This is a genomic window from Streptomyces sp. PR69 (assembly GCF_026420845.1).
Classification (GTDB): domain Bacteria; phylum Actinomycetota; class Actinomycetes; order Streptomycetales; family Streptomycetaceae; genus Streptomyces.
On record NZ_JAOWCB010000002.1, the window covers coordinates 331,846 to 354,744 of the forward strand.

22 protein-coding genes are annotated in these 22,899 nt (G+C 72.3%); 8 read left to right on the forward strand and 14 right to left on the reverse strand.

Annotated elements, in window-relative coordinates:
• Positions 1-5 precede the first annotated feature (5 nt).
• From OF819_RS03255 to pdhA, 6 genes are all read right to left on the reverse strand, one after another.
• A complete protein-coding gene (locus tag OF819_RS03255; protein WP_416370463.1) occupies positions 6-1,085 on the reverse strand; it encodes a potassium channel family protein in 1,080 nt (359 codons plus the stop codon).
• On the reverse strand, positions 1,082-2,683 hold the full coding sequence (locus OF819_RS03260; RefSeq protein ID WP_267241752.1) for a molybdopterin molybdotransferase MoeA: 1,602 nt from the start codon (positions 2,681-2,683) through the stop codon (positions 1,082-1,084). The genes OF819_RS03255 and OF819_RS03260 overlap by 4 nt, the downstream gene beginning before the upstream one ends.
• Complete coding sequence (locus tag OF819_RS03265) at positions 2,680-3,672, reverse strand: NTP transferase domain-containing protein (protein ID WP_267241753.1); 993 nt, start codon at positions 3,670-3,672, stop codon at positions 2,680-2,682. The genes OF819_RS03260 and OF819_RS03265 overlap by 4 nt, the downstream gene beginning before the upstream one ends.
• A gap of 75 nt (positions 3,673-3,747) precedes the next feature.
• A complete protein-coding gene (locus OF819_RS03270) occupies positions 3,748-5,406 on the reverse strand; it encodes a dihydrolipoamide acetyltransferase family protein (RefSeq protein WP_267241754.1) in 1,659 nt (552 codons plus the stop codon).
• Positions 5,406-6,428 (reverse strand): alpha-ketoacid dehydrogenase subunit beta, encoded by a 1,023-nt coding sequence (locus OF819_RS03275; RefSeq protein WP_267241755.1) that lies wholly within the window; start codon positions 6,426-6,428, stop codon positions 5,406-5,408. The genes OF819_RS03270 and OF819_RS03275 overlap by 1 nt, the downstream gene beginning before the upstream one ends.
• Positions 6,425-7,561: a pyruvate dehydrogenase (acetyl-transferring) E1 component subunit alpha gene (gene pdhA / locus OF819_RS03280; protein WP_267241801.1), complete on the reverse strand. Its 1,137-nt coding sequence runs from the start codon at positions 7,559-7,561 to the stop codon at positions 6,425-6,427. Before pdhA ends, OF819_RS03275 begins: the two co-directional genes overlap by 4 nt.
• Before the next feature lie 207 nt (positions 7,562-7,768).
• Between pdhA and OF819_RS03285 the strand changes: the two genes are divergently transcribed.
• Complete coding sequence (locus OF819_RS03285; protein ID WP_267241802.1) at positions 7,769-8,284, forward strand: Lrp/AsnC family transcriptional regulator; 516 nt, start codon at positions 7,769-7,771, stop codon at positions 8,282-8,284.
• Positions 8,285-8,360: 76 nt separating this feature from the next.
• Here the strand turns inward: OF819_RS03285 and OF819_RS03290 are convergent, their stop codons facing one another.
• Positions 8,361-8,957 carry a TetR/AcrR family transcriptional regulator gene (locus OF819_RS03290; RefSeq protein ID WP_267241756.1) on the reverse strand — a complete coding sequence of 199 codons (597 nt, stop codon included), beginning with the start codon at positions 8,955-8,957 and terminating at the stop codon, positions 8,361-8,363.
• Positions 8,954-10,540, reverse strand: a complete 1,587-nt coding sequence (locus OF819_RS03295; protein WP_267241758.1) for a 3-hydroxyacyl-CoA dehydrogenase — start codon at positions 10,538-10,540, stop codon at positions 8,954-8,956. The genes OF819_RS03290 and OF819_RS03295 overlap by 4 nt, the downstream gene beginning before the upstream one ends.
• 123 nt (positions 10,541-10,663) lie before the next feature.
• Here OF819_RS03295 and paaN point away from each other — a divergent pair, with 123 nt between their 5' ends.
• Positions 10,664-12,325, forward strand: a complete 1,662-nt coding sequence (gene paaN, locus OF819_RS03300) for a phenylacetic acid degradation protein PaaN (protein ID WP_267241759.1) — start codon at positions 10,664-10,666, stop codon at positions 12,323-12,325.
• An 849-nt stretch (positions 12,326-13,174) separates the two neighbouring features.
• On the opposite strand, the gene OF819_RS03305 is transcribed toward paaN, so the two are convergent.
• The 4 genes from OF819_RS03305 to OF819_RS03320 form a co-directional block, all read right to left on the reverse strand.
• Positions 13,175-13,606 (reverse strand): hypothetical protein, encoded by a 432-nt coding sequence (locus OF819_RS03305; protein ID WP_267241760.1) that lies wholly within the window; start codon positions 13,604-13,606, stop codon positions 13,175-13,177.
• Positions 13,607-13,734: 128 nt separating this feature from the next.
• A complete protein-coding gene (locus OF819_RS03310; protein ID WP_267241803.1) occupies positions 13,735-14,400 on the reverse strand; it encodes a TrmH family RNA methyltransferase in 666 nt (221 codons plus the stop codon).
• 17 nt (positions 14,401-14,417) lie between these two features.
• Positions 14,418-15,632 (reverse strand): HTTM domain-containing protein, encoded by a 1,215-nt coding sequence (locus OF819_RS03315; RefSeq protein WP_267241761.1) that lies wholly within the window; start codon positions 15,630-15,632, stop codon positions 14,418-14,420.
• Entirely contained in the window at positions 15,629-16,558 is a 930-nt protein-coding gene (locus OF819_RS03320) for a DUF5819 family protein (RefSeq protein ID WP_267241762.1), read from the reverse strand. The genes OF819_RS03315 and OF819_RS03320 overlap by 4 nt, the downstream gene beginning before the upstream one ends.
• A gap of 111 nt (positions 16,559-16,669) precedes the next feature.
• Here OF819_RS03320 and paaA point away from each other — a divergent pair, with 111 nt between their 5' ends.
• The 6 genes from paaA (at position 16,670) to OF819_RS03350 (ending at position 21,556) form a co-directional block, all read left to right on the forward strand.
• Positions 16,670-17,674, forward strand: coding sequence for a 1,2-phenylacetyl-CoA epoxidase subunit PaaA (gene paaA / locus OF819_RS03325; RefSeq protein WP_267241763.1), 1,005 nt, complete (start codon positions 16,670-16,672; stop codon positions 17,672-17,674).
• Positions 17,671-17,961 (forward strand): 1,2-phenylacetyl-CoA epoxidase subunit PaaB, encoded by a 291-nt coding sequence (paaB, locus tag OF819_RS03330; protein ID WP_267241764.1) that lies wholly within the window; start codon positions 17,671-17,673, stop codon positions 17,959-17,961. Before paaA ends, paaB begins: the two co-directional genes overlap by 4 nt.
• On the forward strand, positions 17,958-18,689 hold the full coding sequence (gene paaC, locus OF819_RS03335) for a 1,2-phenylacetyl-CoA epoxidase subunit PaaC (protein ID WP_267241765.1): 732 nt from the start codon (positions 17,958-17,960) through the stop codon (positions 18,687-18,689). Before paaB ends, paaC begins: the two co-directional genes overlap by 4 nt.
• A complete protein-coding gene (gene paaD, locus OF819_RS03340; RefSeq protein ID WP_267241766.1) occupies positions 18,683-19,270 on the forward strand; it encodes a 1,2-phenylacetyl-CoA epoxidase subunit PaaD in 588 nt (195 codons plus the stop codon). The genes paaC and paaD overlap by 7 nt, the downstream gene beginning before the upstream one ends.
• On the forward strand, positions 19,271-20,326 hold the full coding sequence (locus OF819_RS03345; RefSeq protein ID WP_267241767.1) for a 2Fe-2S iron-sulfur cluster-binding protein: 1,056 nt from the start codon (positions 19,271-19,273) through the stop codon (positions 20,324-20,326).
• Positions 20,327-20,398: 72 nt separating this feature from the next.
• Positions 20,399-21,556: an acyl-CoA dehydrogenase family protein gene (locus tag OF819_RS03350; RefSeq protein ID WP_267241768.1), complete on the forward strand. Its 1,158-nt coding sequence runs from the start codon at positions 20,399-20,401 to the stop codon at positions 21,554-21,556.
• A gap of 36 nt (positions 21,557-21,592) precedes the next feature.
• Here OF819_RS03350 and OF819_RS03355 read toward each other — a convergent pair whose 3' ends face one another.
• Both OF819_RS03355 and OF819_RS03360 read right to left on the reverse strand, forming a co-directional pair.
• On the reverse strand, positions 21,593-21,937 hold the full coding sequence (locus OF819_RS03355; protein WP_267241769.1) for a rhodanese-like domain-containing protein: 345 nt from the start codon (positions 21,935-21,937) through the stop codon (positions 21,593-21,595).
• A gap of 67 nt (positions 21,938-22,004) precedes the next feature.
• A complete protein-coding gene (locus tag OF819_RS03360) occupies positions 22,005-22,853 on the reverse strand; it encodes a hypothetical protein (RefSeq protein ID WP_267241770.1) in 849 nt (282 codons plus the stop codon).
• Positions 22,854-22,899 lie beyond the last annotated feature (46 nt).

Here is a 22,899-nt window from a genome sequence, read left to right on the forward strand (position 1 = left end):
CGAGGCTACTCCGGCGACTCCACGGTCGTGTCGTTCGCGGCGCGCACAATCGTGATCAGCCGGTCCGTCAGCTGCAGCGGACTGGCCGCCGGATCGTCATAGCCCAGCAGCCGGTGGCCTCTGAGCACACTCACCACCAGATCGTCCGTCTCCCGTACGCTGCGGCCGACTTCGGCCTTTATCACCGGCCGCTCCACAAGGTCGAGCCCGCTGCCCTGCTGGATCAGATCCTCCATCAGCGTGCCCGCGCTGGGGCTCAGCACCGACAGGCCCAGCAGTCGGCCCGCCGCGCTCGCGCTGGTGATGACCGCGTCCGCCCCGGACTGGCGCAGCAGCGGCGCGTTCTCCTCCTCCCGCACGGCTGCGACGATCTTCGCCCCGCGGTTGAGCTGGCGCGCCGTCAGGGTGACCAGCACCGCCGTGTCGTCCCGCTGGGTGGCGATCACAATCTGACGGGCCTTCTGCACCTCGGCCCGCAGCAGCACATCACTGCGCGTCGCATCCCCCATGATGCCGACGTACCCTTCGGCGTTCGCCGTGTCGATCACCTTGCTGCTGGGGTCGACGACGATGATCTGTTCCTTCTTCAGCCCCGTGGCCGTCAACGTCCTGATCGCCGAACGGCCCTTGGTGCCGAATCCGACGATCACCGTGTGATCTCGCAAGCGCTGCCTCCAGCGGTTCAGCCGCCACTCCTCGCGGGTCCGCTCGGTGAGGACCTCAAGCGTGGTGCCGACCAGAATGATCAGAAAAAGCACGCGCAGCGGGGTCACCAACAGCACATTGGTGAGCCTCGCTGCTTCGCTGACGGGCGCGATGTCCCCGTAGCCGGTGGTGGAGAGCGTGACCGTCGCGTAGTAGACGCAGTCGAGAAAGTCGACGTTGCCGTCTGCGGTGTCGTTGTAGCCCTCCCGGTCGAACCAGGTGATCAGCACCGTCAGCATCAGAACGCCGAGAGCCATCAGCAGCCGCTTGGCGACCTGCCGAAGCGGCCGCTCGACAACCCGGCGGGGGAGTTTCACCCGGCTGGTGATCAGACGCTCTTCCGCCTGGCGGGCCATGGCGTCCTGACCGGGAAGTTTCACGTGAAACACCCTCCTTCGCCGGTCCCGGCCGTCCAGGGCAGGTCGAGGACCTCCAGCATGTCTCCCGGGCGCGCACCGCCCGGCCGGATCACGGCCAGCCCGTCCGCACCCGCGATGCCCCGCAGCATGGCAGGCCCGTTGTAGTGCAACGGCACCAGCCGGTCGTTCCGGTGGACGACGGGCACCAGCCGGGTGTCGTACGGATGTCCATGCACCTCGTCACGGACGGGAGCACGATACGGGAGGGGGGCGGGGCGGCCGGCCAGCCCCCGCAGCAGCGGTTCGGCGAGCGTCAGCAGCCCGGAGACGGCGGCCAGCGGGTTCCCCGGCAGCCCCACCAGATAGCGGGCCCGCCCCGCGTCCGCGCCGGGCGCGGCGAGACGGGCCAGCAGCATGGGGTGCCCGGGGCGCACGGCGACGGAGTCCACCAGCAGTTCCGCCCCAGCCTTCCGCAGGACGGGGTGGACATGGTCGACGGGTCCTGCCGCGGTGCCGCCCGTGGTGAGCACCAGATCCGCCGCGGAGCCGGTGACCGCCTCGTAGAGAGCCTCCGCGTCATCGCCGAGGCGGCGGGCCGCGGTCACCTCCGCGCCCAGGGTGCGCAGCCAGGGGCCGAGCATGGGCCCCAGCGCATCGCGGATCAGCCCCTCATGGGGGAGCCCGGCGCTGAGCAGCTCATCGCCGAGGACGAGCACCTCGACACGGGGCCGGGGCACAAGGGGCAGCGTGTCGTACCCCGCGGCGGCGGCCAGCCCCAGTACGGCGGGGGTGACGGCGGCGCCGGCCGGCAGAAGCTGGTCCCCGATGCGGCACTCCTGGCCGCGCGGCCGGATGTCCTGCCCGGGAACCACCCGGCGCAGGGCGTGCAGCTGCCGCTTGCCGGGGTCGACGCGGGCGTGCTCACTGCGGATCACGGCAGTGGCGTCGTGGGGGATGCGTGCCCCGGTGGCGATGCGCACGGCGCAGCCGTCGGGCAGTGCGGCCGCACGGTCCGTGTCATGGCCCGCGAGGACCGAGTCCCCCTCGCGTACGGTCCATGGGCCCGGTCCTGCGACGGCCCATCCGTCCATGGCGGAGGTGTCGAACGACGGCAGGTCGCAGAGCGCGGGGAGCGGCTCGGCGAGCACCTGCCCGAGGGCGTCGTCCAGGGGCGTCGGCCGGGTGCGGGGCGGGGCGGCGCGCCCGAGCCGGGCGGCGAGGGCACGGGCGTCGGGCCATGCGGCAGCCCGGTGCCCGGAGGAGCCGCGGGGATCGCCTCCGGCGAGGTCGCGCCCCTGTCCCTGCGCCGTGTCACTGGTGCAGCCCGTACGTTCCTCGTGGCCTGTGTGGCCCGTATGCGCCTCGTGACCTGTGTGTCCCTCGTGGTCCGGCCGTCCGGGGTGTCCCGGCCCGCCCGGCTGCCGTGGGCTCCGGGCGACGAGCGCGAGGGCGTCGTCGACGCCGTCGATGTCCTGCGTGACGCCGTGGCCGGCGTCCTGAGCGGGGCCATGGGCGTCTTCAGCCGCGTCCGGGGCTGCGGCCTCGGCTCGTACGTCGCGAGCCTCGGCGTCCCCGCCATGCGCCGCCTTGGCGCCGTCCTGGTGATCCTGCCCGGTCATCCTGCGTCGGCCCCGCTCTCATCACCTGCCGCACCCTCCGCGGTCCCAGCAGTCCCAGCAGTCCCAGCAGTCCCAGCAGACCCGGCAGACCCAGCAGACCCGGCGGCCCCGGCAGGCCCGTCGGTCTCCGCGGCCCAGCGTGCGGCGAGTGCGGCGGCCTTGCGCGCAGCCTCCGCGACCGCCTCCGCACCGCCCTCGCCTGCCTGGGCCGCCGCGTATCCCACCAGGAATGTGGTGAGGGGCGCGGCAGGGCGGGCGACGCCGTGCGCGGCGTCACGGGCGAGGTCGAGCAGGGCCTTGACGTCGACGTCGAGTTCGACGCCCAGCTCGTCCTTGACAGCGGTGATCCATTCGTCCAGCACGCTCCCATGCTCCCTGATGCGGGCCCGGGCTGCGGCAATGTCCTCCCAGGTGTCGCAGTCGAAGGAGGCGGACGGTTCGGCGTCGATCCGGGCGAGTTGAAGCTCCTGAGTCAACAGACGCAGCGGGAGCCCGGCGAGATGCCCGTGTTCTGCGGCGAGCAGTGCGATCTCCCGGCGGAGCGGCTCCGCGCGGTAGACGGCCGCCAGCGGCTGGTCGCGGCCGGCGGGATCGGTGAGGAGGGCCCCCTCTCGCCCGGTCGACTCCAGTGCGTCGAGCAGCCGCCGCACCGTTTCCGCCCCGAGGAACGGCAGATCGGCGGAGAGCACCAGCACCGTCGCGGCGTCCGTCTGCCGCACCCCGGCGTCGAGCGCGGCGAGCGGCCCCCCGCCGGGCGGTTCCTCCCGCGTCCAGAGCACGGGGCGGGCCGTGGCCCTGCGCCCGCCGACGACGACGGTGCGCCCGGCTCCCCGGCACGCGGCGAGCACACGGTCAAGCAGGGCGCGCCCGCCCACGCTCACGGCCGGCTTGTCCGCCCCGCCGAGCCGCCTGGCCGCGCCTCCGGCGAGGACGACGGCGTCATACGCGGGGAGCACGGGGGACACGGGGTGCGGGATGCTGACGCTCACCCCTGAAAGTATGGTCCCCGAACGCCCGGCCGTGGACCCCTGTGGATCTCTCACAGCCCGCGGGCGGGCTGTGAGCTACAGCGTGCGCAGCAGCACGGAGGGCTGTTCCACGCAGTCGGCCACATACCGCAGGAAACCGCCGGCCGTTCCGCCGTCGCATACGCGGTGGTCGAAGGTCAGGGACAGCTGGACGACCTGGCGGACGGCCAGCTCGCCCCGGTGCACCCATGGCTTGGGCACGATCCGGCCGACTCCGAGCATCGCCGCCTCGGGGTGGTTGATGATCGGCGTGGAGCCGTCGACCCCGAACACCCCGTAGTTGTTCAGCGTGAACGTGCCGCCCGTGAGATCCGCCGGGGTCAGCCTGCCCTCGCGGGCCGCCTCCGTCAGCCGGGCGAACTCCCCGGTCAGCGATTCGGCCGAGCGGTCGTGCGCGTCCTTGACGACGGGGACGACAAGGCCGCGCTCGGTCTGCGCCGCGAATCCGAGGTGCACCTCGGGCAGCCGCACGATCTCCCGCGCCTGGAGGTCGACGGTGGAGTTCAGCTCGGGGTAGCGGGCGAGCGCCGCCGTGCAGATCCGGGCGAGCAGGGCGAGGACCGAGATCTTCGGTCCGCCTGCGCTGTTCATCGCGGCCCGCGCGGCCATCAGCTCCGTGGCGTCCGCGTCGACCCAGCAGGTGGCGTCGGGGATCTCCTGTCTGCTCCGCGACAGCTTGTCCGCCACGGCTCCGCGCACCCCGCGCAGCGGTATGCGCTCGATGCCCACGCCCCTGGCGACGGCGGCGGCGGTCCCGGCGGCTGCGGTTCCGGCGGCGGTCCCAGCCGGCTCGGGTGCGCTCCGGGCGGCCCGCAGTGCGCTCTCGACGTCCGCCCGCAGGATCAGTCCATCGGGCCCGGATCCGGTCAGCTGCCGCAGATCCAGCCCGTTCTCGCGGGCGAGCCTGCGCACCAGCGGCGAAATGACGGGCACAGGCCCCTCGGCCTCACGCCGCGGAGCCGCCACGCCGCTCGGGGACGTCTGGACGGCGGCAGGCCCCGCGAGGGCCCCTGCCTTCGCTGTCCCGGCCGCGCCCCGGCTCACGTCCCCGCCGGGCACGTCCCGGCCGCCCTGCGACGCCACAGCGTCCGTCGCCGCCCTGCGTCCGCCAGCCGTCGGCCGGGGAGCGTCCATACCGGCCGCCTGAGCGCCGCGCGCCGCGGGCCTCGCCGGGGCGTGCGCCGAAGCGGCGGACTGGGCGACGCCGCCCGGGCCTGCGCCGCCCGCGTCCGGGACGTTCGCCGGTCGTCCCGGGGCGGCTCCCGGATGTGCCGGCCGGATACGCCGGCGGCGGGCCGCGGGCGCGCCCGTGCCATAGCCGACGAGCACATTGCCCGAGGACTCGCCGGAGGCGTCGGGAGCCCCGGCCTGCCCGGCTTCCACCGGTCCGCCGTCTGCCCGCGGGACCGCGTCGGAGCCGGCGCCGGAGCCGCCTTCGGCGCCGTCACCCGCGCCGACCGCCACCGTCAGCAGCGGTGCGCCGACGGGCAGTTCGGTCCCCTCCTCGCCGAAGCGCGCGGTGACCACGCCCCCGTACGGACACGGCACCTCCACCATCGCCTTGGCCGTCTCGACCTCGACGACCGGCTGGTCGATCGCCACGACGTCGCCCACGGACACCAGCCAGCGGACGATCTCCGCCTCCGTAAGGCCCTCCCCGAGGTCGGGGAGCTTGAATTCGAGCACCTGGGCCATCAGCTGTCCGCCTCCCACTGCAGCCGGGCGACCGCGTCCAGAACCCGGTCCACCCCGGGCAGATGGTGCCGCTCCAGCATCGGCGGCGGATACGGGATGTCGAAGCCGGCCACGCGCAGCACCGGGGCCTCCAGATGGTGGAAGCAGCGCTCGGTCACCCGGGCGGCGATCTCCCCGCCCGGCCCGCCGAAGCCGGTGGACTCGTGCACCACCACGGCGCGCCCGGTGCGCCGCACGGATGCGCACACCGTCTCGTCGTCGAAGGGGACGAGCGAGCGCAGATCGACGACCTCGAGGTCCCAGCCCTCGGCGGTGGCGGCCTCGGCGGCCTCCATGCAGACCGGCACGGAGGGGCCGTAGGTGATGAGCGTGGCGCTGCGGCCGGTGCGCCGGACCGCGGCGCGCCCTATCGGCTCGACCGCCGCCGGGGCGTCGGGCGCCCACGGGGCCTTGGACCAGTACAGCCGCTTGGGCTCCAGGAAGACGACCGGGTCGTCCGAGGCGATGGCCTCGCGCAGCAGCCCGTAGGCGTCCTCGACGGTCGCGGGCGTGACGACGTGGAGCCCCGGAGTCGCCATGTAGTACGCCTCCGACGAGTCGCTGTGGTGCTCGACTCCGCCGATCCCGCCGCCGTACGGAACGCGCACCGTGATCGGCAGCGGCATCCCGCCGCGGGTGCGGTTGCGCATCCGCGACACATGGCTGATCAGCTGCTCAAACGCCGGATAGGCGAAGGCGTCGAACTGCATCTCCACCACCGGCCGCAGCCCGTACATCGCCATTCCCACGGCTGTGCCGAGGATGCCCGCCTCCGCGAGCGGCGTGTCCGTGCAGCGGTCGTCGCCGAACTCCGCGGCGAGACCGTCCGTGACCCGGAAGACCCCGCCGAGCGTGCCGACGTCCTCGCCCAGCACATGGACTGCCGGGTCCTCGGCCATCGCGTCGCGCATGGCGCGCTGCAGGGCCTGCGCCATGGTCGCCGGCTTGACGCCGGCCGGCTGCTGCACCGCGGCCGTGCTCATCGGGTCTCTCCTTCGGCGTCGAGCTCCGCCCGCAGCTGGGCCGCCTGCTCGCGCAGTTGGGCGGTCTGCTCGGCGTAGACGTGCTCGAACAGATCCATCGGGTCCAGCACCGGGTCGGCGTTCATCCGCTCGCGCAGCTTGGCCGCCATCGTCTCCGCGGCGTCGGCCGCCGCTTTGACGCCGTCCTCGTCGATCAGTCCGCGCTCCGTCAACTCCCGCTCCAGCAGCCGGATCGGATCGTGCGCCCGCCAGGTCTCAACCTCGCTCTCGCCCCGGTAGCGCGTGGCGTCGTCGGCGTTCGTATGGGCGTCGATGCGGTAGGTCACGGCCTCGATGAGCGTCGGCCCGCCGCCGCGCCGGGCGCGGGCGACGGCGTCGGCGAGGACCTCGTGCACCGCTGCCGCGTCGTTTCCGTCGACGAGGCGGCCGGGCATGCCGTAGCCCACGGCCTTGTGGGCGAGCGAGGGCGCGGCGGTCTGCTTGGCCAGCGGCACCGAGATCGCGAAGCCGTTGTTCTGCACCAGGAAGACGACCGGGGCCTGCCATACGGCGGCGAAGTTCAGCGCCTCGTGGAAATCGCCCTCGCTGGTGCCGCCATCGCCGACCATGGCGAGGGCGACCACATCGTCCCCCTTGAGGCGGGCCGCGTGCGCCAGCCCCACGGCGTGCGGCAGCTGGGTGGCGAGCGGGGTGCACAGCGGCGCTATGCGGTGCTCGCGGGGGTCGTAGCCGGTGTGCCAGTCGCCGCGCAGCAGCGTGAGCGCCTCCACCGGGTCGAGGCCGCGGGCCACGGCCGCGAGCGTGTCGCGGTAGCTGGGAAAGAGCCAGTCGCGCTCTTCGAGGGCCAGCGCGGCGGCCACCTCGCAGGCCTCCTGGCCGGTGCTGGAGGGGTAGACGGCCAGCCTGCCCTGCTTGGTCAGCGCCGTCGCCTGCGCGTTGTACCGGCGGCCGCGCACCAGCTCGCGGTAGAGCCTGCGCAGCAGCTCGGGGTCGGCGGCGCCGGCGGCCTTCGTGCCCAGCACCCGGTACGGCTCCGGGTCCGGGAGCAGCGGAGCGGGGTCCGTGCGGGGCCGCCACGCCGGGGGCGGCGTGGGACGGTAGACCGTGGCGCCGGGCAGCTCCTGCACCGACATGCTGCTCTTTCTCAACGCGAGCACCTCCTCGTGGGGGCGACGACGAAGCGGCACGGGGAGTGTGGCGTGCCTCACCTACCGATTGTTCGGTCGTGGGCGCATTTTGGCTACAGGCGACTCAACCCTGTGGACAAACGGTTCTCCACAGCCTGTCATGGAGACAGGTCGTCCATACGAGAGAGGCGGGGGGACATGCCAGCTGAACAAATGGCCGAGGGCGGGGACCGTATGGAGCAACTGCCGCCGGCGCGTCCGCTCGACGCGATCGACCGGGACATCCTGCGCATCCTGCAGACGGACGGCAGAGCGTCGATACGCTCCGTGGCCGACCGGGTCCATGTGTCGCGGGCGAACGCCTACGCACGGATCAACCGGCTCATCGACGACGGGGTCATCCGCGGCTTCAGCGCCCGGATCAACCATGAGCGAGCGGGCCAGGGCGCGTCCGCCTACATCACGCTCAAGATCGTTCAGAATTCCTGGCGCACCGTGCGCGAACAGCTGCAAGCGCTGCCGGGGGCCGCCCACATCGCCCTGGTCAGCGGCGATTTCGACGTACTGCTGCTGGTGCACACCCCGGACAACCGCACGCTGCGCGAACTGGTCCTGACCCGGCTCCAGTCCATCCCCGAGGTGCTGTCGACCCATACGCTGCTGGTCTTCGAGGAGACGGACCTCGATCCCGGCCCCGGCTCGGCCGCCGACCCGCTGCGCGACTCCTGAAGCCTGCCTGAGCCTGCCTGAAGCCCCGCCCGAAGCCCAGCTGCCCGCCCACAAGGCCCCGCGGGGCCTACGGGGCCTAGAGGCCGTCCGTGCGCAGTCCGTCGAAGGCCAGCCGCACGACCGCCTCGGCGACCTGGTTCTCGTCATGGCTGGCGCCGGGGTGCGGCCGGTACCACTCCACCAGGGAGTTGACCATGCCGAACAGCAGTCGGGTCGCCAGCTTGGGGTCCACGTCGGCGCGCAGATCGCCGTCCGCGGCGGCCGCCTTCAGCAGTTCGGCCACGCGGTGGTCGAACTCCCTGCGGCGCTCCATCGCCCACCGCTCGGTCTGCGTATTGCCGCGCACCCGCAGCAGCAGCGTCACATAGGGGAGTTCGGCCATCAGCACCTCGACGGTGCGCCGGGTGACGTATTCGACGCGCTCGATGGTGCGCCCGCGCTGCGCCCCGGGCTCTTCGAGGATCGCGAACAGCGCGTCGAGCGCCCGGCTGACGGCGCGGCGCAGCAGCTCCTCCTTGCCCGAGACATGGTGGTAGATGGAGGACTTGGAGATGCCGGCGGCCTTGGATAGATGCTCCATGGAGGTGCCGTCGTAGCCGCGCTCGTTGAAAATCTCCACGGCGACGCCCAGCAGCGTCTCCGGGGTGTACGTATCGCGCCTAGGAGTGGTCATGAGGCGTCCTCCTGCCTGCTCTTCCGCGCCGCCGCACGCTCGGCGGCCGCCCTCCTGCGCAGCGCCTGCGAGGGGGCGTAGCGGCCTGTCGGGCAGGCCTTGTGGAGCCCGTCGAGAATGGTGAGCACCCGGTCCAGGCCGATCTCCTCGCCCCAGGCGAGGGGGCCGCGCGGATAGTTGACGCCGAGCCGCATCGCGGTGTCGATGTCCTCTGCTGCGGCCACGTCGCGCGCGACGGCGTCGACGGCGAAGTCGACGAGCATCGCCACGGTCCGGGCGACGATCAGCCCGGGGATGCCGGCGATCACGCTGACCTCCTTGCCGAGCGCCTGGAACAGGCCGACCGCCTCCTTCAGGTCGGCGTCGCCGACCGCCGGGGAGGGCGCCAGGGCGATGCGGCCGGCTCGGGCGTAGTCGAGGGCGAGATCGAAGTGGATGACAGGCGTCTCCGCCTCGCCGGCCGCGGTCCCGTCAGCCGGGCAGAGTCGGGCGCCGCCTGGCAGCTCGATCCATCCCGGGCGGGTGGCACCGGCTCCCTCGTCCCGGACGACGGCGATGCCCGCCTCCTCGATGAGGCCGGGCAGGGCGGCCGCCGGGGCCAGATCGCCGTGGACGGCAACGGAGCCGGGCGCGGGAGCGGGCGGGGCCGTGCGGGGGCGGGGCGGCGTGGCCTCGGAGCCGTACGGGAACCAGCCCCGGCCGGTCTTGCGGCCCAGCCGGCCCGACTCGACGAGGCGGCGCTGCGCCAGCGAGGGCGTGAACTTGGGGTCCTGGAAGAACGACTCCCAGACGGAGCGGGTGACGGCCTCGTTGACGTCCTGGCCGATCAGGTCCGTCAGCTCGAACGGCCCCATGGCGAAGCCGCCGGACTCGCGCAGCACGGCGTCGATGGTGGCCGGGTCGGCGGCCCGTTCCTCGTGGACGCGCAGGGCCTCGGCATAGAAGGGGCGGGCGATCCGGTTGACGATGAAGCCGGGCAGATCCGCGCAGCTCACCGGCGTCTTCCCCCAGGCCGCCGCGGTCGCCCGTGCGCGGGCGGCGGCCGCCTCGTCGGTGGCGTGTCCGCTGACGACCTCCACGAGCGGAAGGAGCGGCGCGGGGTTGAAGAAGTGCAGCCCGACGAAGCGCCCGGGGTGTTTCAGCACTCCCGCCACGGCGGTCACGGAGAGCGAGGAAGTGTTGGTGGCCAGCAGGCAGTCGCGGGAGACGATCCCTTCGAGGGCGGTGAACAACTCCTGCTTGACGTCGAGCCGTTCCAGCACCGCCTCGACGACGAGCGCGGCGTCCGCCAGCTCGGCGAGCTCGGCGGCGGGGTGCAGCCGCTCCAGGGCCGCGGCGCGCTGCGACGGCTGCATCCGGCCTTTTTCCACGAGCCGGTCCAGACGGGCGGAGATGCCCTTCGCGGCCTCGTGGGCGCGGCCGGGGACGGCGTCGTAAAGGCGTACGGGGTGCCCGGCGACCAGGGCGACCTGGGCGATGCCCTGGCCCATGGTGCCTGCGCCGACGACGGCGACGGCATCGCCGGGACCGACGGCGTCGCCGGGTCCGGCGGCGTCTCGCCCGATGGCGTCGATGGCGGTCATGGGAGCGATCCTCCCCGATGAGTTTTCCACAGCTTCGCCAGGCCCCCTTGTACCGACCGATCGTTCGGTTACTCTAACTCTGTCATCCGTTCCCTGCCCAGCTCGACGAGGAGTTGGTCTGCAATGCAGCTGACCGAGACCCGCCGGCCCACGCTCGACCAGGCCCTCGAAGCGATCCGCACCCGCGCCTACTGGTCCCCGCACCCCGAGCACCCCAAGGCATACGGGGAGAGCGCGCCCGCCGAGGGGCTGGCCGCCTTCGAAGCCCTCAAGGGCGCGCGCTTCGAGCTCGACCAGCCGGGCGCCGACGGCTGGACGGGCGGCGAGGTGTCGCCGTACGGCCCGGAGCTGGGCATCGAGTACCCCCACGCGGACATGGACGTCCTGCTGCCCGCCATGCGCGCCGGCATGGCCGCCTGGCGCGAGGCGGGCCCCGAGACCCGCGCCCTGGTCTGCGTGGAGATCCTCGCCAGGATCAGCGCCCGCACCCACGAGTTCGCACACGCCGTGATGCACACCAGCGGCCAGGCCTTCATGATGGCGTTCCAGGCCGGCGGCCCACACGCCCAGGACCGCGGCCTGGAGGCCGTGGCGTATGCGTACGAGGAGCAGACCCGCACCCCCGCCGCGGCCGACTGGTCCAAGCCCCAGGGCAAGCGGGACCCGCTGGAGCTGCGCAAGACCTTCACCGCCGCGGGCCGCGGCATCTCCCTGCTGATCGGCTGCAACACCTTCCCCACGTGGAACGGCTACCCGGGCCTGTTCGCCTCCCTGGCCACAGGCAACCCGGTCCTGGTCAAGCCGCACCCGCGCGCCGTGCTGCCGCTCGCCCTCACCGTGCGCGTATGCCGCGAAGTGCTAGCCGACGCGGGGTTTGACCCGAACCTGGTCTGTCTGGCCGTCGAGCGCCCCGGCGAGGGCATCGCCAAGACCCTCGCGGTGCGCCCCGAGATCAGGATCATCGACTACACGGGCTCGACCGCCTTCGGCGACTGGCTGGAGGCCAACGCCCGCCAGGCACAGGTCTACACGGAGAAGGCCGGGGTCAACACCGTCGTGGTCGACTCCACCGACGACTACAAGGGCATGCTGGCCAATCTGGCCTTCTCGCTCTCCCTCTACAGCGGCCAGATGTGCACCACCCCGCAGAATGTGCTCATCCCGAGAGACGGCATCGCCACGGACGCGGGCCCCAAGAGCTATGACGAGGTGGTGGCCGACCTCGCCGGCGCGGTGAAGGGACTGCTGGGCGACGACGCCCGGGCGAACGCCCTGCTGGGCGCGCTGGTCAATCCGGACGTCAAGGCCCGTCTGGAGGCCGCGGCGGGCCTGGGCGAGGTCGCCCTGCCGTCGCGCGAGGTAGCCAACCCGGACTTCCCGGACGCCGTGGTGCGCACCCCCGTGATCGTCAAGCTCGACGGCTCCAAGCCGGACGCCGAGGCCGCCTATATGTCGGAGTGCTTCGGCCCGGTGTCCTTCGCCGTCTCCGTGGACTCCACGTCCGACGCCCTGGAGCTGCTGCGGCGCACAATCCGCGACAAGGGCGCGATGACGGTCGGCGCGTACACGACCTCCCCCGAGGTGGAGCGGGCGATCGAGGAGGTCTGCCTGGAGGAGTCGGCCCAGCTGTCCCTGAACCTGACCGGCGGGGTGTACGTCAACCAGACAGCCGCGTTCTCCGACTTCCACGGCTCCGGAGGCAACCCGGCGGCGAACGCCGCGCTGTGCGACGGGGCGTTCGTCTCCAACCGCTTCCGCATGGTGGAGATCCGCCGCCCGGCCTGAGTCCGGACGGCGGGGCGCCGGTGCGGGGCGGCCTTCCCCGGGCCGGGCGCTTCGCCCCTGGTCAGGGGGCTTGCGGCGCAGAGCCCCGGTCCGGGAAGTACGGCCTCCTCCCACCAGGGCCCAGCGGCAGGCGGGGGAATGCCAACCGGCCAGCACCGGAATCCACCGGCCCTGCCACACCGGGCAGGGCCGCACCTCCCGGCGATACGCGAGGCCGGGGGCCGTACACCCGGCCCCTGGCAACCCGCTCCCCATGCCGTTGCGCTGACAGACCTTCGCGGTCTCGCCGGGCGGCCTTCCGCAGCTCACCGGCCCAGGGCCGCTGGGCAAGGCAACGGCGTTTGACCTGCCCCGCCGGGTCGGCGGAGCGGGGTCCGGTCCAGCGTTCCGAGGCAGTCGCGGCCGGGACGGGCCGCTGAGGGGGCCCGTCCACGGGGCAGGCTCCGCGCGGCACCGCGCGCCGGCCGCCTGCCGGGCCGCGCCGACCGACCGGGCATGCGGGCACCCGGTCGCCTGCCGCCGCAGGGCGCGGCCAAGAGCCGCCGAGAGTCAGCGGCCGACCATGGCACCCGGCGCGACTCGGCGCCGACCGCCTGCCCGGCCGTGCCGACCGAGCGGGGGCGCGGCTAACCGCCCGCCCACCGCCGGCCGATGACCGCACGGCGCGGCCAAGAGCCGCCGAGAGTCAGCGGCCGACCATGGCACCCGGCGGCGGCCCGCCGTGGCGGAGGGCCGCAATGTCCGCGAGGCGGCTGACCGCCGCCTTCGGCGTCCTGGAGCGCCGGGCTCCTGCCGTGCCGCCGGGGCGGACCCGGCCGCCGGCCCGGGCTGCTGCGGCCGCCTCGCCGGCTACAGGGCGCGCCGTGCCGCCGGGGCGGCAGCACCCGGTGCGGCAAGCGCCCCCAGCAGCCGCAGCCGCACCGCATGCGCCACACCGCTGTCCGCGAGGAGCATCGCGAGCACCAGCGCGGTCTGCGGGGTGAACACTCCGAGGAGCCGCCCGGCCGTGCGCCGGCCGGGCAGATTCACGGTGAGGAAGTCGCGCAGCTCGCCTCCCCTCAGCTGCCGGTAGCCATTGCTCCGCAGCTCCCCGGCATGCCTGCGGACCACCCGGTGCAGCAGTACGGTGTCCACCTCGAAGTAGTCGGCGAGTATCGACGCCGTCGTATGCTCCCGGTCCGGCAGCAGCGGCAGCCGCTTCACCTCGTCGAGCACATCCCGCCGCGCACACAGCGCGGCACGCAGGGCCCGCGAGCCCAGCAGAGCCTGTTCCGCGAACATCGGCGCTCCTCCCGAGGGCGGCATCGGCAGCTGCGGCCCCCGTGACCGCCCGCCAGGGTGAACGAACGGCTCAGTCCCGGAGTCACACCCTGTGCATCCGCCTCCTGGACGGCAGCGGCTGCGAGCGGCTACGAAGCGGGCGGAATCTGCGCATGCCGCTGCACCCAGGCATGCATCGCGATCGCCGCGGCCGCGCCCGCGTTGATGGAGCGGGTGGACCCGAACTGGGCGATGGAGCAGACCATGGCGGCGTGGCGGCGGGCCTCGGCCGTCAGTCCGGGCCCTTCCTGCCCGAAGAGCAGCACACAGCGCCGCGGCAGCTCGGTGGTCTCCAGAGGCACCGAGCCGGGCAGGTTGTCGATCCCGACGATCGGCAGCCCCTCGGCCCCCGCCCAGGCCGTCAGCGCCGCCGTGTCCGGGTGGTGGCGCACATGCTGGTAGCGGTCGGTGACCATGGCTCCACGCCGGTTCCAGCGCCTGCGGCCGACGATATGGATCTCCTTGGCCAGAAAGGCGTTGGCAGTGCGCACGACCGAGCCGATGTTGAAGTCATGGCTCCAGTTCTCCACGGCGACATGGAAGTCATGCCGCCGGGTGTCGAGGTCGGCGACGATGGCCTCACGCGTCCAGTACCGGTACCGGTCGACGACATTGCGCCGGTCGCCCTCCGCCAGCAGCCGGGGGTCGTACCGCTCTTCCCGCGGCCAGGGCTGCGGATGGGGCCCGACGCCGACCTCGGAGCCGTACCCCTCGTCGTACTGGAGCGGCTCGTCCGGCAGCGGCTCGTCCCGCATGGGCTTCTCGGCAGTGCTCACCCGACGAGCGTACGGTGCGCGGTTTGGTGCTCGTGCCGATGCGGGGCCTCGCGGCCCCGCACGCGCGGCCGCAGCCGGGCCCGCCCGCGGGCGACGGCGGCCCCCAGCCAGACCAGGAAGGCCGTCGGCAGGAAGACGGCGTCCGCGGCGATCATCGCAAGCGAGAAGAACGGCAGCCCGAGCACCACGGCGATGGCCGCGTGCTCCAGCATCATCACCACCAGCAGGACGTTCTTCACCCGCCGGTTGAACAGGGTGAAGGGAAACGCAACCTGCACGATCACCGTGCCGTAGGTCAGCAGCATCACCATGGTGCCGCTGGCCGCCAGCAGTTCGGAGAGCGCGGGCCAGGGGGTGAAGTAGTCCAGTTTGAGCGGGTAGTACAGCGCGGTGCCGTCCTGCCAGCGCGAGCCCTGGACCTTGTACCAGCCGGCAGTCGCATAGATCACACAGACCTCGGCCATGATCACGACAAGGGCGGTGTTGTGCACCAGATTCGCGATCACATCGAGGAGCGTGTGCGACTGGCTGCGCGCCGCATACCGGCTCACCGCCCACCACAGCCCCTGCGCCAGCCACAGCGCCCACAGCAGCACCGGCACAAAGAGACCCGGACGGTGCGAGAGGCTGAGAAAGGTGGTGACCAGCAGTCCGAAGCCCAGCAGGCACCACAGCACGGGCCCGGTCCGATCCCGGGAGGCCACTTTGTCCGCCGCCGCCCGGGCGGTCCGGGCGGTCCGGCGCGCGTCCAGCGACCAGACCTGCGCACAGCGGGTGAAGACCAGATAGATCGCCATCAGATGGATGACGTTGTCGCCGCCGTCGCCCACGAAGATGGAGCGATTCTGCAGCGACAGCACGCCCACCAGGAACAGAGCCGACATGGCGCGGGTGCGCCAGCCCAGCATCAGCAGCAGGCTGGATACGACAGAGATGGCGTACACGGACTCGAACCACAGGACCCCGTCGCCCCAGACGAGCACGGTGAAGGCGTCATTGCCGCCGACGAGGCGGCGCGCCATGTCCCAGGCCCACGGGCTGTCGGGGCCGTAGAGCTCACGGCGGTGCGGCAGCTCCCTCAGCAGGAAGAACAGCCAGGCCCCGGCGAAGCCGATCCGCACAATGGCGCTCTGGTACGGCCCGAGGGCAGCGGCGGTGATCCGCTGGAGGGCGTCGGCGGCCTTGCGGTCGAGCCCCTTCCCTCGCCTCACCGCTCCGCCCCCGCGCGATCCGGGTCGGCGTTTTCGGGCAGGTCGGCGGCGGTGATCGTCCACCAGGGAAGCACCCGGTAGACGGGCTTCGCGTCGATCTTCTCGTCACTCCACTCAGGAGGGTCGACGGCACTGGTGGCGGAGCGCAGCTGAATGCGCTCGACGGGCCCGCCCAGGTCGCGTTCCATCAGCCGCGCCATCGCGATGCGGCGGACATAGCGCTCGGAGAGCTGCCCGCGGACGCCATTGGGACGGTTGTCGCCGTCATGGGAGGTGACATAGAAGTCCCAGGCCCTGCGGAGCATGTTCTGGTGGACATGGCTGGGGAGCAGGCTGCCCTGGATGGCCGCGCCGTCCTCGGCGGACAGATCGATCCAGTCGGTGCTCCTGCGGCCGCCGTCGGCGGCGGTGTACTCCGCCCGCACCTGTACGGCGACGTTCTGCTGCAGCGGATTGGGGGCGAACAGCTTCCAGTTCTGCTCGAACTCCGGGTAGACCCACCAGTCGACCGCCTCGCCGTGCTGCTTGGTCACGGTGTTGGACGGGGCGACATGCAGAAACACCATGCCCAGGTGGACACAGGCGAGTGCGCCGATGAGGGCGAGGGAGAGCGCCGCGGCCACCTGGTACGGGAGGGAGAGCCCCGCGATGCCGCGATCGCGGGTGCCGCCGTCACCGCCGTCGCCGTGCCGGACCTGCTCGCCCGCCCGGCCCAGCGGGACGGGCGCGGGGAGCGGACCGGCGGCAGGCTGGAGCCGGGGCTCCGGCCCGGACGGGGACACGGGCCCGGCCGTGGGCTCCGACTGCGGTGTCTGTGATGTCTGAGATGGCTGACGCGGAAGGTTCTCGGGCAGGGAGCCGCGGGCCGGTGCGTGGCCGGGGCTCGACCCCCCGGCTCCGGCGTCCTCGCGCTCAAAGGAGTCCATCCGCCCCGTCCCCATCGGTCCGCCTCAGTTATCCACAGGGTTGACACCTTACGGGCCGCCGACTCACCATTGAAGCCAATGAACCGAACGATCGGTCGGTAGGGGGCCGGTATGACGGCAGTGACTTCGACGGTGACGACGAATGCGCACGACAAGGCTTCACCCGAGGCGGCGTTCGACGCCGCCGTGGCCGCCGACGAGCGCATTGAGCCTCGCGACTGGATGCCGGACGCCTACCGGGCCACGCTGATCCGCCAGATGGCGCAACACGCTCACTCCGAGATCATCGGCATGCAGCCGGAGGCCAACTGGATCACCCGCGCACCCTCGCTGCGCCGCAAGGCCATCCTGATGGCGAAGGTGCAGGACGAAGCCGGCCACGGCCTCTATCTGTACAGCGCCGCGGAGACGCTCGGCACCAGCCGCGACGAGCTGCTCGACAAGCTCCACGCCGGCCGCCAGCGCTACTCCTCCATCTTCAACTACCCGACGCTGACCTGGGCCGACGTCGGCGCTATCGGCTGGCTGGTGGACGGCGCGGCGATCACCAACCAGGTCCCCCTCTGCCGCTGCTCCTACGGGCCGTATGCGCGGGCGATGGTCCGCATCTGCAAGGAGGAGTCCTTCCACCAGCGCCAGGGATACGAGCTGCTGCTCACCCTCTCCCGCGGCACCGCCGCCCAGCACGAGATGGCGCAGGACGCGGTGAACCGCTGGTGGTGGCCGTCGCTGATGATGTTCGGCCCGCCCGATGACGCCTCCGCGCACTCCGCGCAGTCCATGGCCTGGAAGATCAAGCGCCACTCCAACGACGAGCTGCGCCAGCGCTTCGTGGACATCTGCGTCCCGCAGGCCGAGACACTCGGCCTCACCCTCCCGGACCCCGACCTGACCTGGAACGAGAAGCGCGGACACTACGACTTCGGCGCGATCGACTGGACCGAGTTCCAGGAAGTCCTCAAGGGCAACGGCCCCTGCAATGAGCAGCGCATCACCCAGCGCCGCCGCGCCCATGAGGAGGGCGCCTGGGTCCGCGAGGCGGCAGCTGCGTACGCCGCCAAACACAGCGCACAGCACACGCAGCACGCACAGACGGACGGGAAGGCGACGGCATGAGCAGCTCCACCGACTGGCCGCTGTGGGAGGTCTTCGTCCGCTCCCGCCGCGGTCTCTCCCACACCCACGCGGGCAGCCTGCACGCCCCGGACGCCGAGATGGCGCTGCGCAACGCCCGGGATCTGTACACCCGGCGCAGCGAAGGCGTCTCGATCTGGGTCGTGCCGTCGGCAGCCATCACCGCGTCCTCCCCCGACGAGAAGGATCCCTTCTTCGAGCCGGCCGCCGACAAGCCCTACCGGCACCCCACCTTCTACGAGATCCCGGAAGGGGTGAAGCACCTGTGACCGGACCCTCGGCCACGACCGCCGCGCACACGGCGGCGCTGGCGCTCGGCGACGACGCCCTGGTGCTCTCCCACCGGCTGGGGGAGTGGGCGGGCCATGCGCCCGTGCTGGAGGAGGAAGTCGCCCTCGCCAATATCGCGCTGGACCTGCTGGGGCAGGCACGCGTGCTGCTCAGCATGGCCGGCGACGAGGACGAGCTGGCGTATCTCCGCGAGGAGCGGGACTTCCGCAATCTCCAGCTCGTCGAACAGCCCAACGGCGACTTCGCCCACACCATCGCCCGGCAGCTCTACTTCTCCGTCTACCAGCGGCTGCTGTACGAGCGCCTCGCGGCAGGCGGCGGCGAGCTGGCCGCCCTCGCGGCCAAGGCGGTCAAAGAGGTCGCCTACCACCAGGACCACGCCGAGCAGTGGACCCTGCGGCTCGGCGACGGCACCCCCGAGAGCCATGAGCGGATACAGCACGCCTGCCAGGCGCTGTGGCGGTACACCGGCGAGATGTTCCAGCCGGTCGAGGGACTGGACGTCGACTGGCAGACGCTGCGGGACACCTGGCTGTCGGTCATGGCCGATGTTCTCGGCCGGGCCACGCTGACCATGCCGACCGGGCCGCAGTCGGGCGCGTGGTCCGCAGGCGCGGGGCGGCAGGGCCTGCACACCGAGCCCTTCGGACGGATGCTGGCCGAGATGCAGCATCTGCACCGCAGCCACCCGGGGGCGTCATGGTGACCAGGACCCCCGCCCCGAACACCACCGCGGCAAGCGCAACCGGCGCGGGGCCCAGCGCGGCCAGCGCGGCCACGGCGCGAAGCCTCCCGGCGGCCGAGACACCGCTGGAGGCAGAGCTGCGCCGACTCGCCGGCTCGGTCCCCGACCCCGAACTGCCCGTGCTGACCCTGGAAGAGCTGGGAGTGCTGCGCGGGGTTCACCTCCACGACACCGGCCGGGTCGAGATCCAGCTGACGCCCACCTACACCGGCTGCCCGGCCATCGAGACCATGACCGCCGACATAGAGCGCATCCTGCACGACCGCGGAATGGCGGACGTCTCGGTCGTCACCGTCCTCTCCCCCGCCTGGTCGACCGACGACATCAGCGCGGAAGGGCGGCGCAAGCTGGCCGAATTCGGCATCGCCCCGCCCCGCCCCCACACCGCCGAGGGACCGGTGCCGGTCACGCTCTCCGTACGCTGCCCGCACTGCGGATCCACCGACACCGAACTGCTCAGCCGGTTCTCCTCCACCGCCTGCAAGGCGCTGCGCCGCTGCACGTCCTGCCGCGAACCCTTCGACCACTTCAAGGAGCTGTAGATGTTCCATCCGCTCCGGGTCAGCGCGGTCGAACCGCTCACCGACGACTCCGTGGCCGTCACCTTCGAGGTGCCGCCCGAGCTGCGGGATGCCTTCCGGCACAGCCCCGGCCAGCACCTCGCCCTGCGCCGCACGGTGAACGGCGAAGAGATCCGGCGCACCTACTCGATCTGCGCCCCCGCGGCCCCCTCGGGCGTCAACCCGGTGCTGCGCGTCGGCATCCGGCTCGTCGAAGGCGGCGAGTTCTCGACCTACGCCCTCAAGGAACTGGCCGTCGGCGACACGGTCGAGGTGATGCCCCCCATGGGCCGCTTCCTCCTCGCCCCCCGGCCCGGGCACTTCGCCGCGATCGTCGGCGGCAGCGGCATCACGCCGGTGCTGTCCATGGCGGCGACGGTCCTCGCGCAGGAGCCGGAGGCCCGCTTCTGCCTGATACGCAGCGACCGGACCGCTGCCTCGACGATGTTCCTGGAGGAAGTCGCCGACCTCAAGGACCGCTATCCGGACCGCTTCCAGCTGATCACCGTGCTCTCGCGGGAAGAGCAGCAGTCCGGGCTGCCGTCCGGACGGCTCGACAAAGAGCGGCTAGCGGCGCTGCTGCCCGCGCTGCTCCCGGCGGCGGACGTGGACGGCTGGTATCTGTGCGGGCCCTTCGGGCTGGTGCAGAGCGCCGAAGCCGCGCTCCAGGACCTCGGCGTGGACCGGCACCGCATCCACCATGAGATCTTCCACATCGACGACGGCCGGGGGACGGCACCGGCCGCGGCGGCCGCTCCCGCCCACGCCACCCTGACCGCCACTCTCGACGGGCGGTCGGGCACCTGGCCCGTCCAGGAAGGGGAGACCCTGCTCGAGACGGTGCTCCGCAGCCGTTCCGACGCACCCTACGCCTGCAAGGGCGGCGTCTGCGGCACCTGCAGGGCGTTCCTGGTCTCCGGAGAGGTGCGCATGGACCGCAACTTCGCCCTGGAACCGGACGAGACCGACGCCGGCTATGTACTGGCCTGCCAGTCCCACCCGGCGACATCGGACGTGGAGCTGGACTTCGACCGCTGAGGCATGTTCTTTTCCCACGCCCTGCTCTATCTTGACGGTCCGTCAGATCTTCTGGGCGCGGGAGGACGAGCTGTGGACTTCACCTTCACCGAGGAGCAGCAAGCGGCAGTCGAAGCGGCACGGGCAGTCTTTTCCGGCGTCCGGCCGGACGCGGTGCCCAGCCCCGCGCTCACCCCCGGCGCGGTCGCAGACGACTTCGACCGCCCCCTGTGGGCACAGCTGGCCGCGGCCGATCTGCTCGGCCTTGTGCTGTCACCGGACCACGGCGGGTCAGGGCTCGACCCCATAGCCCTGTGCCTGGTGCTGCGCGAGTCCGCGAAGGTCCTGGCGCGTGTCCCGCTGCTGGAGACCAGTGCCGTCGCCATGGCCGTAGAGCGCTATGGCGCACCCGAGCTGCACCGGGAAGTCCTCCCCCCGGTCGGCCGCGGCAGCCTGGTCCTCACGGCCGCGGCCAGCGGCCGCACCGGCCATGACCCCGCCGAACTGGCCGTCACCGTCCGCCCGGACCCCGCGGGCACAGCGGGCCGGCTGCTCGACGGCGTCCAGACTGCCGTGCCCTGGGCGCACTCCGCGGACCGCATCGCCGTGCCGGCGCACAACGGCGAAGGACACGCCGTCCTCGCCCTCATACCGCGGGACCGGGAGGGCCTCACCCTCGCGGAACAGCTCTCCACCAGCGGAGAGCGGTACGCGGAGCTCACCCTCGACGCCGTACGGGCCGAGGCCCATGAGCTGATCGACGCCGACGGGGCCTGGGAGTGGCTGCGTCTGCTGCTCGCCACCGGCACCTGTGCGCTCGCCCTCGGCCTCGGCGAGAACGTACTGGCCATGACCAGCGCTTACACCGGCAAGCGCGAGCAGTTCGGACATCCGATCGCCACATTCCAGGCGGTCGCCGTCCAGACCGCCGACCGCTATATCGATCTGCGGGCGATGGAGGCGACGCTCTGGCAGGCAGCCTGGCGGCTGTCCGCACCCCGTCAGGGCCCGGCCGTCGGAGGGCCGCTGCCGGTGGCGGGCGATGTGGCGGTGGCGAAGATCTGGGCTTCGGAAGGCGTGCGCCGGGTCGTCCAGACGGCGCAGCACGTGCACGGGGGCTTCGGCGCGGACACCGACTACACACTCCACCGCTACCACGCCTGGGCCAAGCAGCTTGAGCTCTCCCTCGGCCCGGCCGCGGCCCACGAGGAGACCCTCGGCGACCTGCTGGCCGCGCACCCGCTCGGCTGAGCCCCGAGCACTGCGGCGGGCTACAGCGCCGACGGACTACAGCACAAAGGCGGGCTCACCGGTGTCCGCAACCATGGCCCGTCCGGCGCTCTCCCAGGCGAGCATGCCCCCGTCGACGTTCACAGCGTCGTAGCCCTGCTGCACCAGATACTGCGTGACCTGCGCGGACCGGCCGCCGACCCGGCACATCACAAAGGCTTGACGGCCGTCCGCCAGCGCCTTGGTCACCTCGCCGAAGCGGGCGACGAAGTCGCTCATCGGCACATGGACGGCGCCCTCGACATGACCGGCCGCCCACTCGTCGTGCTCCCGGACGTCCAGCACGAGGGCGTCGGACGGTACCGCCGCGGCGTCCACCGAGGGCAGCGGGGCGAAATTCATGGTCGATGCCTTCTCTCGTACAGCGTGTACAGACCGGGCGGGCGGTCCGCGATGTTCCCCGGAAACGCTACTGCACCAGCGCGGACAGCTCCGCCTCCCGCTCGGCGACCTGCGCGAGCAGCTGCTCGGCGATCTCGTTCAGCAACCCGTCGGGGTCCTCGGGGGCCAGCCGCAGCATCGAGCCGATCGCGCTCTCCTCCAGCTCCCGGGCGACCGCCGTCAGCAGCTCCTTGCGCCGCGCCAGCCACTCCAGCCTTGCATACAGCTCTTCGCTCTCGCTCAACTGCTGCGTCGCGGGCACGGGACCGGCCGCCCACTCCTCGGCCAGCTCACGCAGCTGCGGCTCATCACCCAGCGCGTATGCGGCGTTCACCCGGGTGATGAACTCCTCGCGCCGCGCCCGCTCCTTGTCGTCCTGGGCCAGATCGGGATGCGCCTTGCGGGCCAGCTCCCGATAGAGCTTGCGCGCCTCCTCACTGGGCCGCACCCGCTTCGGCGCCCGCACCGGCTGATCGTTCAGCATCGCCGTGGCCTCCGGAGACATGCCGTCGGAGTCCATCCAGTCATGGAACAGCTCATCGACGCCGGGCATCGGCTGCACCATGGCCCGTGCCTCCTGCGCCTTTCGCAGATCCTCGGGATCGCCGCTGCGCGCCGCACGGACCTCCGCGATCTGCGCGTCCAGCTCGTCCAGGCGCGCATACATGGGGCCGAGCTTCTGGTGGTGGAGACGGGAGAAGTTCTCCACCTCCACACGGAACGTCTCAAGGGCGATCTCGAACTCGATCAGCGCCTGCTCGGCCGCGCGCACCGCCTTCTCCAGCCGGGCCTCGGGCCTGGGCTGGGCGTCATGCTCCGGCTCCTGCGCATGATCGTCATTTCGGGCCGCCGGCCCACCGGGCACATCCTGAGTCACCCGCCCACCCTACGACCGCCCCACCCGGGATCACACCCGCCGACTG